16 protein-coding genes are annotated in these 10,619 nt (G+C 60.1%); 9 read left to right on the plus strand and 7 right to left on the minus strand.

The genetic code is table 11. The features are described from left to right. On the plus strand, positions 1-862 hold an 862-nt coding region (locus tag ACGVJ8_RS07440), incomplete at its 5' end, for a DRTGG domain-containing protein (protein ID WP_392346845.1). 16 nt (positions 863-878) lie between these two features. Continuing rightward, the gene (locus tag ACGVJ8_RS07445; RefSeq protein ID WP_392346847.1) at positions 879-1,415 is read left to right on the plus strand and encodes a DNA recombination-mediator protein A; all 537 of its coding nucleotides are present in this window, start codon (positions 879-881) and stop codon (positions 1,413-1,415) included. A gap of 1 nt (position 1,416) precedes the next feature. On the opposite strand, the gene ACGVJ8_RS07450 is transcribed toward ACGVJ8_RS07445, so the two are convergent. Then, a complete protein-coding gene (locus ACGVJ8_RS07450) occupies positions 1,417-1,833 on the minus strand; it encodes an MAPEG family protein (protein WP_392346849.1) in 417 nt (138 codons plus the stop codon). 99 nt (positions 1,834-1,932) lie between these two features. Here ACGVJ8_RS07450 and ACGVJ8_RS07455 point away from each other — a divergent pair, with 99 nt between their 5' ends. Further along, entirely contained in the window at positions 1,933-2,430 is a 498-nt protein-coding gene (locus tag ACGVJ8_RS07455) for a YajQ family cyclic di-GMP-binding protein (protein WP_392346851.1), read from the plus strand. Positions 2,431-2,536: 106 nt separating this feature from the next. Here the strand turns inward: ACGVJ8_RS07455 and ACGVJ8_RS07460 are convergent, their stop codons facing one another. After that, the gene (locus ACGVJ8_RS07460) at positions 2,537-2,791 is read right to left on the minus strand and encodes a hypothetical protein (RefSeq protein ID WP_392346853.1); all 255 of its coding nucleotides are present in this window, start codon (positions 2,789-2,791) and stop codon (positions 2,537-2,539) included. Positions 2,792-2,826: 35 nt separating this feature from the next. Between ACGVJ8_RS07460 and ACGVJ8_RS07465 the strand changes: the two genes are divergently transcribed. Both ACGVJ8_RS07465 and ACGVJ8_RS07470 read left to right on the plus strand, forming a co-directional pair. Then, a complete protein-coding gene (locus ACGVJ8_RS07465) occupies positions 2,827-3,219 on the plus strand; it encodes a phosphoribosyltransferase (protein ID WP_392346855.1) in 393 nt (130 codons plus the stop codon). An 18-nt stretch (positions 3,220-3,237) separates the two neighbouring features. Next, complete coding sequence (locus tag ACGVJ8_RS07470) at positions 3,238-3,687, plus strand: nucleoside 2-deoxyribosyltransferase (RefSeq protein ID WP_392346871.1); 450 nt, start codon at positions 3,238-3,240, stop codon at positions 3,685-3,687. A gap of 185 nt (positions 3,688-3,872) precedes the next feature. Here the strand turns inward: ACGVJ8_RS07470 and ACGVJ8_RS07475 are convergent, their stop codons facing one another. From ACGVJ8_RS07475 to hemL, 3 genes are all read right to left on the minus strand, one after another. Further along, positions 3,873-4,169 carry a cytidine deaminase gene (locus ACGVJ8_RS07475; RefSeq protein WP_392346857.1) on the minus strand — a complete coding sequence of 99 codons (297 nt, stop codon included), beginning with the start codon at positions 4,167-4,169 and terminating at the stop codon, positions 3,873-3,875. 195 nt (positions 4,170-4,364) lie between these two features. Continuing rightward, the gene (locus ACGVJ8_RS07480) at positions 4,365-4,598 is read right to left on the minus strand and encodes a hypothetical protein (protein ID WP_392346858.1); all 234 of its coding nucleotides are present in this window, start codon (positions 4,596-4,598) and stop codon (positions 4,365-4,367) included. A gap of 7 nt (positions 4,599-4,605) precedes the next feature. Beyond that, on the minus strand, positions 4,606-5,907 hold the full coding sequence (gene hemL / locus ACGVJ8_RS07485; RefSeq protein ID WP_392346873.1) for a glutamate-1-semialdehyde 2,1-aminomutase: 1,302 nt from the start codon (positions 5,905-5,907) through the stop codon (positions 4,606-4,608). Between the two features lie 136 nt (positions 5,908-6,043). Here hemL and ACGVJ8_RS07490 point away from each other — a divergent pair, with 136 nt between their 5' ends. Continuing rightward, the gene (locus ACGVJ8_RS07490; protein ID WP_392346860.1) at positions 6,044-7,495 is read left to right on the plus strand and encodes an FAD-linked oxidase C-terminal domain-containing protein; all 1,452 of its coding nucleotides are present in this window, start codon (positions 6,044-6,046) and stop codon (positions 7,493-7,495) included. A 6-nt stretch (positions 7,496-7,501) separates the two neighbouring features. On the opposite strand, the gene xth is transcribed toward ACGVJ8_RS07490, so the two are convergent. After that, the gene (gene xth, locus ACGVJ8_RS07495; RefSeq protein WP_392346862.1) at positions 7,502-8,335 is read right to left on the minus strand and encodes an exodeoxyribonuclease III; all 834 of its coding nucleotides are present in this window, start codon (positions 8,333-8,335) and stop codon (positions 7,502-7,504) included. Between the two features lie 55 nt (positions 8,336-8,390). Between xth and ACGVJ8_RS07500 the strand changes: the two genes are divergently transcribed. Then, positions 8,391-8,675: a hypothetical protein gene (locus ACGVJ8_RS07500; RefSeq protein ID WP_392346863.1), complete on the plus strand. Its 285-nt coding sequence runs from the start codon at positions 8,391-8,393 to the stop codon at positions 8,673-8,675. Between the two features lie 133 nt (positions 8,676-8,808). Here ACGVJ8_RS07500 and ACGVJ8_RS07505 read toward each other — a convergent pair whose 3' ends face one another. Continuing rightward, complete coding sequence (locus tag ACGVJ8_RS07505) at positions 8,809-9,285, minus strand: hypothetical protein (RefSeq protein WP_392346865.1); 477 nt, start codon at positions 9,283-9,285, stop codon at positions 8,809-8,811. A 93-nt stretch (positions 9,286-9,378) separates the two neighbouring features. On the opposite strand from ACGVJ8_RS07505, the gene ACGVJ8_RS07510 reads away from it, so the two are divergent. Both ACGVJ8_RS07510 and ACGVJ8_RS07515 read left to right on the plus strand, forming a co-directional pair. Beyond that, positions 9,379-9,999, plus strand: coding sequence for a hypothetical protein (locus ACGVJ8_RS07510; protein WP_392346867.1), 621 nt, complete (start codon positions 9,379-9,381; stop codon positions 9,997-9,999). Next, on the plus strand, positions 9,999-10,619 hold a 621-nt coding region (locus ACGVJ8_RS07515), incomplete at its 3' end, for a hypothetical protein (RefSeq protein WP_392346869.1). The genes ACGVJ8_RS07510 and ACGVJ8_RS07515, both read left to right, overlap by 1 nt.

Genomic DNA, 10,619 nt, shown 5'->3' on the forward strand with positions numbered 1-10,619 from the left:
GATGCATCTGCTGTCGCTGACAACAGCTGCCCAGCGTCTTGGCCAGGGCGAGTTGGACGCTGGCCAAGGTTTCACGGAGCTGCGCCAGCGCATTCAGGCTGACGAAGGACTCACCCTCTTGGAATGTGCGGGAAGCCTCCAGGAGGGATTGCTGTACGGCCTCAGCCTTCCGCAGTTGGCCACAGGTCTCGATGCCAAGGTCGTTTTGGTGCACCTCTGGCAGGACAGCCGCAGTGTTGATGCGCTGCTGGCGGCCAAGCAGACCCTGGGTGACCGTCTGGTTGGTGTGGTGTTGAACGCTGTCACGCCAGAGGAGGTCGAAAGTTTGGAGCGACAAGTGGTTCCTGCTTTGCAGGGCCTGGGCTTGCAGGTGTTTGGCGTCATGCCCCGTTCCCCGTTGCTGCGCAGCGTCACGGTTGGCGAGTTGGTGCGGCGGCTGAATGCCCGGGTGATTTGCTGCCAGGAACGGCAGGAACTGTTGGTGGAAACCCTGAGCATCGGGGCGATGAATGTGAATTCGGCCATGGAGTTCTTCCGAAAACGACGCAACATGGCTGTGGTGACGGGGGCGGATCGCACCGACATCCAGTTGGCCGCTTTGGAGGCCTCAACCCAATGTTTGATCCTCACTGGGGCTGGGGAACCTCTTCCCCAATTGATCAATCGCGCGGAAGAATTGGACGTGCCCTTGCTCAAGGTGGAGCACGACACCCTGGCCACGGTGGGGGTGATTGAGCAGGCCTTTGGTCATGTGCGCCTGCATGAAGCCGTGAAGGCCACCTACGCCTTCCGTCTTGTGGAAGAGCATTGCAAGCTCGATCAGCTCTTCAATGCATTGAATCTGACGGTTCAGCGCGCCTGATGGTTGCTAACTTCCGATGAAATCAGGCGGCGGGTTTTCCTTGGGTCAGTCACTGGATCTGCCGGCTCTCGATCGGGTTGACACGCTTGCGCAGGAACTCGCTCTTTTGCAGGACAAAAGCCAACGAAGGATCGCCATTCTCGGTAGCCGTCATGTGCCCGTTGTGGCGGTTCACCTGATCGAATTGGTGGCCCGCTCACTTGTGCAGGAAGGCCATTCCCTGATCACATCAGGATCTCAGGGGGTGAATGCTGCGGTGATTCGCGGGTGTCTTGAGGTGGATCCCTCCAAACTCACCGTGCTCTTGCCCCAGAGCCTCGACCGACAGGTGCTTGAAATCCGAGATCTCCTGGATCGGGTGTTGCACCTTGTGGATAAGCCCGAACAGGATGACTTGCCGTTGCCGATGGCCAGCAGTTTGTGCAATCAAGAGATCATCAATCGCTGTGATCAGTTGATCTGCCTCGCATTTCACGACAGTGAAACGCTGCTGGCGAGTGCACGAACTGCTGAGGACATGGGGAAGGTGGTGAGCCTTCTGTATTTCGACTGAATCAGCCGGCGGCGCTGATCACGGCCCGCAGTCCCTCCACGTAGCAGATGCCAACGGCAGTCACCCCCGTGGCCCAGCAGAGTCCCCTCAGGGGTGGGACATTGCCGACATAGGCGAACAGATAAACGCAACGGATGCCTGGCCAGATCCACGCTGCCGCGATGGCCGTTGGACTGCTGACTCCGCTGATCAGACACAACAACATTGCCGGTGCCCCCAGGGTCAGTGCTTCCCAGCTGTTCTCTTGTGCCCACACGGCGCGCTGCCCGAAGGCGGGCAGCCGTTCAAACATTGCCCGAGGCGCCTGAAGATCAGCCATGGTGAAGTCGGCTTTGGCCCGTCCGGCTCCGGTGAGCACGATGCTCACCATCACGACGGCTCCCATTAGGCAGAGGGCCCAGGCAAATGCAGGAGTCATGACATCCGATTAATCCCGGGGACCCTAACGGGCTTGGGTGAACCGCAACCTGCTGGAGATCGGCGGGTTTCTAAACTAGAGGATTGATGGGTTTGCGACATGGCCAGTACTTATTCTTTCGATGTGGTCTCTGACTTTGATCGTCAGGAGCTGGTGAACACCCTGGATCAGGTGCGTCGCGATGTTGGCAACCGTTATGACCTCAAGGATTCCGGTACCGAGATTGACCTGGAGGAAACGGAGCTGGTGATCACCACGGCCAGTGATATGACGCTTCAGGCTGTGGAGGATGTGCTGCGAACCAAAGCCACCAAACGCAACCTATCCCTCAAGATTTTCGATTTTCAAACACCTGAAACTGCTGGAGGCAATCGGGTGAAGCAGGTGGTGAAGCTGCGTAAGGGACTGAGTCAGGAGATCGCTAAGAAGTTGAGCAAGATGGTGCGCGATGAGCTCAAAAAGGTGACAGTGGCCATCCAGGGTGAAAGTGTTCGGATCACCGGCAAGAGTAAAGATGATCTACAAGCTGCGATTCAGCTCGTTAAGGGTAAGGAAGATGAGCTTGATGTTCCTCTGCAGTTTGAGAACTATCGCTGATCAGGAAAAAGTGCGGTCAGTTATCTAAAACGGATCTTGAAATTGCTTCGGCAAGATTATCAATTTCGGCCTCATGGTTGAGACGTTTTTTGGTGAGGGGCGACGTCTAAAAGCTCTCCTCCCGGGCCCGTCGAGCATCGAGGATCTTCGCCAGTTCCAGCACATAGCCTGCGGTGCACCAACGCCCATGACTGCGGGATCGGTTTTCAGGGTCCGAACGGATCTCAGCGGTCTCGGCCATCAGTAGATCTAGGTCTTCCTGCGGCAGGTCATAGAGCTCCTGCAACTCCAGTTCCCGGTTGAGCAAATGGCTGCGAAACCATTTGCGGTTTTGTTCCTGGGGCGGGACGTCTCGGCTCAAGGGGCATCACAGCGTGGACGTGTCATTCTCCGGCTATGCAGGTGCTGAGCTGGGCCCAATTCGATCATGCGGTGCAGCAGTTGGCTTCACGCTTTGCCGATTCTGCGGTGACCGGCGTTTATGGGGTCCCCCGGGGAGGGCTGTTCCTTACCGTAGCGCTCAGCCATGCCATCGATCGCCCCTTGCTCTCAGCGCCCGAGCAAGCAGCCCTGATTGTGGATGATGTCTATGAAACCGGACGCACCTTGCAGGCGTTGAAAGTTCAGGTGCCGCAGGTATCCTTTGCTGTCTGGGTCAGCAAGGGGTGTCCCGATTGGTGGGCGGCAGCCGTGGTTGCCGAGTCGTCGGAATGGCTGGTGTTTCCTTGGGAAAACCTTGAACAGGCCCGTGCAGACGAGAAGGCGTACCGCGCCTCCCGGGGGCTGTGATGAAACACCGCACGCACGATTTATCTGGCGTCTCCTCACGGCTTTTCGGAGCAGTGGAAGCGGCTGTTGTTGCCGGAGTTCATCGGTGCATTGGAAGCCCTGGGGTTGGAGGTTTGGGAGCCCTTTGCGCGCAATGGTCAGGTGAATCTGGCGGAACCGGGATGGGCCTATCGCGTCACGCAGCGGGACCTGCAGGATGTGTGTGATGCTGATGTCCTGTTCGCCATCGTGAATGGAACGCCACCCGATGAAGGGGGCATGGTGGAGCTTGGTGCTGCCATTGCCCTTGGTAAACCCACCTTCTTGTTTCGGGATGATTTCCGTAGGTGCACCGATTCCGAGCAGTGTCCGCTCAACTTGATGTTGTTTGCCGGTCTCCCCGAACGGGAATGGCAGAAGTACGTCTACAGCGATGTGTCTGAAATCAATGATCCCCAGAAAGCCTTGGCTTGTTGGGAGCGATCCTGATTCTCTGGTGAATCGTGGTCTCTTGATGCTGCTCGCTCTTGAATGAGCGCTTCAGGGTTGTGATGGTGATGATCAGTTGATTTTTGCTTGTCTCAGTTCAAAGGGGGCAGGAAGGAGTTGCTCGAGTTGCCTTGTTCCCATACCGTCGATGCTCACATTGGCCTTGCTTGGCAGCAGTTCCTGCATCACCTGACGGCAGCGCCGCACGGCATGCGGGTTCCTGGGGCGGCATCGATGCAGCTCACGGCCAGTTCAATCGGTTGCTTGCCCTGGCTGATCGCTGTGAAAAGGGCGACTCGCTCGGCACAGATGTTCAGCCCATAACTGGCATTTCCCACGTTGCAGCCGTCGATCACACTGCTGCCGTCATCACACCGCACTGCAGCCCCCACGTGTAAGTTGGAGTAGGGGCAATGGGCACGTTTGGCGGCCTGGCGAGCTCGCACCAGTAAAGACTCAGCGTTGTTCTCGGCAGGAGCCATGGGCCGTTTCAAAAAGGCTGCTCAGGGTTTTCGTCCCAGCCGATTGGTTCAGCCGGGATTGCTGGCTGAGTTCGAATCTCTTTTGGGGAATCAATGACCAGATCTCCGCTGACAATGACACGACTCTCCTGGGCAGGGCTCCGGAGTCATTGAATTTCAGCTCTCCTAACGAGGCTTCGTAGGACAAGTGATAGGTCATGCGAGACCCCCCATCTGTTCAACACCGGAACTGCTGAAGCGTTCCACCACGGGGGTGAGCCTGCTGTCGATCACCGTCTCCGGTTGAATCCCAGGGTTGTCACCCCGGTCAACCCGAAACTGCTGCTGCTCGAGCTGTCGAATGCCTGGAATCGGGCGGCCAGACCACCGGTTCTCCACGGTCTGAATTGTGCAGACCAGTGGAGGTGGAGGGGGTGCTGAGGCCAGCACGGAACGATCAGGCTACGGCGGCGAAGCTTTCGCGGAAGGCGTTAATCGTCGCTTCGATGTCGGCGTCGGAGTGCGCCAGGGACGTGAAACCGGCTTCGAAGGCTGAAGGTGCGAGGTAGATACCCCGCTCGAGCATGGCGCGGTGCAGTTTGCCGAAGCGTTCCGAATCCGTGCTCTTGGCTTCTTCAAAATTGCGCACGGGGCCTTCGCACAGGAAGAAGCCGAACATGGCGCTGACGCTGGCAGCTGTGATCGGTATGCCAGCGGATTGGGCGGCGTCTTTGATGCCCGCCACGAGCTTCTGGGTTGTGGCCGTCAGCTTCTCGTAGGTGCCGGGCTGTTTGAGCAGTTCCAGGGTCTTGATGCCGGCGGTCATCGCCAGGGGATTACCACTGAGGGTTCCGGCCTGATACATCGGGCCAGCAGGAGCGACCATTCCCATGATTTCGGCGCGGCCGCCGTAGGCGCCCACGGGAAGACCGCCACCGATCACCTTGCCCATGGTCGTGAGGTCTGGAGTGACGCCGAAATGAGCCTGGGCACTGCCGTAACTGATCCGGAAGCCGGTCATCACCTCGTCGAACACCAGCAGAGCGCCGTGCTCTTTGGTGAGTTCCCGCAGACCTTCAAGGAAGCCTGGTTCCGGTTGAATGAAGCCAGCGTTGCCGACGATCGGCTCGAGGATCACGCCAGCGATGGCGTCGGGGTTCTCGGCGAACAGAGCCTTAACAGCCTCGAGATCGTTGTAGGGCGCGGTCAGGGTGTTGGCGGTGGTGCTGCGCGGGACACCAGGGGAGTCGGGCAGGCCGAGCGTGGCCACACCGGAACCGGCCTTCACCAGGAACATGTCCGCATGGCCGTGGTAACAGCCTTCGAACTTGATCACCTTGTCGCGGCCGGTGTAGGCACGGATCAGGCGCAACACAGCCATACAGGCCTCAGTGCCGCTGTTGACGAAGCGCACCATCTCAACGCTAGGCACAGCGTCGATCACCATTTCGGCCAGGGTGTTTTCCAGGGCACAGGGTGCTCCAAAGCTGGTGCCCTTCTCGATCGCTTCCTGCAGTGCTGCGATCACCTCGGGGTGGGCGTGGCCGCAGATGGCCGGTCCCCAGCTGCCGATGTAGTCGATGTACTTATTGCCATCCACGTCCCAGGCATAGGGACCCTTCACCCGATCGAACACGATCGGGTGACCGCCAATCGACTTGAACGCTCGCACAGGGGAGCTGACACCTCCGGGCATCAGGGCCTGTGCTGCGCCGAAGATGACCTGGGAGTGGCTGGTATTCAACGCGGGAGCTGTCACTGGAACCGACGCCAAAGGGCTGATGCAAACCGTGCAACATCCTGACTCAGGAACGACCGGTTCCGTTTGCTGTGTTTCTTAATTGCCCACTTCGCGCGCATTTTGATGCGTAGTCTTTGATCAGATTGAGATCGATGTGGCCCACGACTGGTCAGTACTGGAGAGGGATCTGCGCCGATGTCTGCCCCTTCGGGCCATCGTGGCGAAGCGTCAGGAACTGCTCAGTTACGACTGTGACGGACTGACGCTTGAACGCCACTGTCCGCCTCTGGCGGTGCTGCCGGAGACCACCGAACAGGTCGCCGCGGTGTTGCAGTGCTGCCATCAACACGGTGTGCCGTTTGTGGCTCGTGGAAGCGGTACCGGCCTCTCGGGGGGAGCGTTGGTGGATCAGCAGGCGCTTCTGGTGGTGACCAGTCGCATGCGTCGGGTGCTCGACCTTGATCTGGCCAATCAGCGGGTCACGGTGCAGCCCGGGGTCATCAACAGCTGGGTGACGCGGGCTGTTGCAGGTGACGGATTTTATTACGCCCCGGATCCATCCAGCCAGGTGGTTTGCAGTATCGGCGGCAATGTGGCGGAAAATTCGGGTGGGGTGCACTGCCTCAAATACGGCGTGACCAGCAACCACGTGCTGGGGCTTGAGGTGGTGCTGCCCGATGGAACCATCACGCAGTTGGGTAACGGGCTGGCTGAATCCTCCGAACTGGATTTACGTGGTGCGTTCATCGGCAGCGAAGGAACGCTGGGCATCGCGACGGCCATCACCCTGCGCCTGCTTCGGGCTCCGGAGTGCGTGAACGTGCTGTTGGCGGATTTCGCCACGATGGAAGCGGCAGGGGAAGCGGTGCGATTAGTCACCGCGAGCGGCCTCCTGCCGGCGGGGATGGAAATCATGGACAACGTCACCATCAACGCTGTCAATGATTTCTTCGGCTACGACGAGTACCCCCGTGATGCAGCGGCCGTTCTGCTGATTGAGCTCGATGGGCAGGAGGCTGAGGTTCAGGCCTCTTCCGAACGGGCCGACGCGCTTTGTCGAGTGGCAGGGGCTCGTGGGCTGCGTCGGGCCCAAGATCCCACGGAGTGCGCGGTGCTCTGGAAAGGCCGTAAATCTGCGTTTTCAGCGGTGGGAAAAATCACGCCGACTTATTACGTGCAAGATGGTGTCGTTCCCCGCAGCAGCCTTCCGTCGGTGCTTGCGGCGATTGAACGGCTCAGCCAGGAGCATGGTCTGCCAGTGGCCAATGTTTTCCATGCCGGTGATGGCAACCTTCATCCACTGATCCTGTATTCACTGGACCAGCCCAACGTGGAGCGGAGCGTGAAGGAGCTCGGTGCCGCCATCCTGCGGGTGTGTCTTGATGCCGGTGGCAGCATCAGCGGAGAGCACGGCGTCGGCGCCGACAAGCGTTGCTATCTCCACTGGATGTTCAGCCCCGACGACCTGGAAACAATGGGGCTCTTGCGGTCTGCCTTCGATCCAGACAACCGTGCCAATCCCGGTAAGGTGCTGCCCACGCCGCGCACCTGCGGTGAATCGGCCAAACGGATGGTGATGCTGCCTGCCGGCGTGGATGTCTACTGAACAGGATCAGAACAACGGTTCATCGCCTTCGTCGTCGTCGGTTGGAGGCCAGTCGAGGTCAACGCTGACCGGGGCGTGGTCGCTGGGTTGTTGGTTGCCGCGCATGCCTTTGTGGATGATGCAGCCTCGGGCGAGTCCCAACAGCTCGTCACACACATAGATGTGGTCGATGCGCCAGCCGCGGTCCCGATCCCAAGCACCGCCGCGGTAGTCCCACCAGCTCCAGTGACCGGAGTCCGGTTCGAACACCCGGAACACGTCCTGAAGCAGTTCTCCTAGGGCGTCACGAAGGGCTTGGCGTTCGGCATCGCTCGCCATGATTCCGCCGGTCTGGCGGTCGGGGTCAGGAAGATCGCGTGCTTCGAGGCCGATGTTGAAGTCGCCGACCATGCACAGCGGCTCGCCGCGTTGCTGTTGAGCATCGAGATAACGCTTTAGGCAGCCGAGCCAGGCCAATTTGTAGGGGTATTTTTCCGACTTCAGACTCGATCCATTCGGTACGTAGAGGTTGAGCACGCGAACGCCATTCAGCAGTGCGCTGATCACGCGCTTCTGTGCGCCGAGATCGTCCGCTTCCGCATCATCCGGGAGCTCCCCAACAAAGCCGCAGCGCACATCCTCCAAGGGCTCGCGGCTGATCAGGGCGACGCCGTTGTAGGCCTTTTGGCCATGGATCTGCACGTGCCAGCCAGCAGATTTGAAAGCTTCCAGCGGGAACAGGGGGTCATCCACCTTGGTTTCCTGCAGACAGAGCAGATCCGGTTGCTCGCTCCCCAGCCAGCTGAGCACCTGATCCAATCGTGTGCGAACCGAGTTCACGTTCCAGGTGGCGATCTGCACGGTTGATCCAGTGGCGTCCAAGACCCTTAGCATCAGCCAACTCCGGAGTCCGCTGATGTCTCGCCGTCTTGCGGCTGTCGCTCAGGCTTTGTTGTCTTCCCTGGTGGTGACAGTCATCCCGATGGGTGCAGAGGCCCAGGTTGAAGCGCCGTTTCAGAATCGCGAGGAACGCGAGATCTACGGCGACACCAATGGCAGCGGCTCAATTCTGGATGCCGCCAGCCCTATGGATTTCTTGAACCAGATCCGGCGGGCGACGGCCATGGACGACGCCACGCCACCCTCCGATGCCATTGATGCGGCCCTCAAGGCCTATCAGAACCCTCCTGAAATCCCATAGCGCTGGTTTGGTCAGGCGTGGTGCGGCGGGCTGCGCTTAATCCGAGCTGTCCTGCCACCACATCGATCAGGGGATGGATTCGTCCGTTGGCGTCCCGCCGTTCCCGGGCCTGCTTCAGCAGGGTGTTAAGACTCTATGTATCATCCCTCTCTTGTTTCAAGAGGGCTAGAGCCAATAAGGGGCTTTGCGTCTTCATGTCCTCTGCGGCCAGTTGACCACACAGCTTAATCGCGGCCTGGTCGGATCCGCTTTGTCGTAGTAGATCAGCCAAAAGCAAGCCGATTTCCAAACGCTGGCCAGGCTCCAGGCCCTTAAACCGGGTGAGTTCGCGCGGTGTGGAGCAGCCAGACAGCCACGGTTGCAGCACCACTTCGGCCTCTTGCAGGCGCTCCAGTGCCACCAGGTGTTCCAGCAGAAGTCCCCGTTCTGCTTCGTTGAGCTCGTCCTGGGCCTGGAGCTGCTGACGCGGCAGCTCAACCTGCAGATCTTCAGCCTGACGACGCGCCCGCGCCCGGGTTTCTTGGGCCATGTAGGCCGCGGAGATCCAACCGACCAGCGCAGCCCCAACTATGGATGCCAGCAGCAACAGAATCCGGCGCGGGCTCGGCATCCGATCTCGAATCAGCCCCTTCAGTCTGAGGACATTGCAGTGGCTTGGCTACAGTCTCCATAAGAGCTTTTGACTCCGCCCGGATCAGCATCAATGCGCGCCCATCCGATTCCCCCGGTCACAGAGCCGTTGCAGTACCGGGCCATCGGGCTTGTGCGCGGCACGTACGCCCCAACCGATCCCGAGCAACTCACCCGTGGCACCTTGACCGATGCCCAGGGGGTCCCCCTGGAAACAGTTGTGCTTGGTCGGGTGCTCACCCTGATTCGGCGGCATCTGCCCCTGGATCAACCCCACCTCTGGGTCGTCTATCCCAGAAGCCGTGAAAGCGATCATCTACATCTGCAGATCGCTGGGGTCTGGGAACCCAGCACCCTGGCTCCAGACCAAGCCGATGCCTCCGATACCCTGCCGGAGGGTGACGACTTCTTCTCTGTTCGAGGCGAGTTGATCTTCACCAAGCCTGAAACCGGCGAAGTGGTGGTGAAGGTGCGGCAGCAGGCTCGCGCCGACGGTCACCGTCCGCTTCCCTTCAAACTCCAGATCAAGGGCGAGCTACCCCTCGAACATCTGCGTCACTTCGTCAGCCTTGACCTGCGTCGTCAGGGTCAGGAACTGCACCTTGAAAATCACGAGATGATTGCTCCCATGCCGACGCGTGGCGGCAAATCCAAGGGAGGCCGTGGGCGTGCCACCTCCCGCGCTCGCAGCTGATGGCAGAGGGGGGGCAGGGCTCCATGGGGGCACTTCGGGCTGGCATTGCCGTTGCCGGCATCACCGCACTCGGAGTCTTTGGTCCTGCCCTGGGTTTGTCTGCTGCCTGGATCGTGGTGGCGGTTGGCGGTGCCCTGGTCTCCCTCAGCGTTGATGCCGCCACCTGGGAAGGCATGGGCGGGCACATCCTTGCCGAAACTTTGCCCGGTGGGCAGGAGCGTTTGCGTCGGATTGCGGTCCATGAGGCCGGCCATGTTCTGATCGCGGAAGGGGAGCAACTTCCGGTTCAGCAGGTGCTGGTGGGAACCCTGGCCTGTGTGCGTGCAGGACTGTGCAGTAGCGGCGCCACTGAGTTCGCTGTGCCGGACAGCGTCCGCATGCCACTTGAGGATCTACGCCGTTGGAGCCGGGTGCTTCAGGCCGGCATCGCCGCTGAGACGGTGGTCTTCGGCAAGGCCTGTGGTGGGGCCGATGACCGCGCTTTGTTGGGACGGCTGTGGGGACTGTCGGGCCATGATGTGGCCACGGCACAGCGGGAGCAGCGTCGCGCCCGCCGGGAGATCGAACAGCAGTTGCGCCAGCAGCGAGAGGCGCTTGACCAGCAGGCCGGTGTTCTGTTG

The organism is Parasynechococcus sp. (genome assembly GCF_042954245.1).
Lineage (GTDB): Bacteria > Cyanobacteriota > Cyanobacteriia > PCC-6307 > Cyanobiaceae > Parasynechococcus.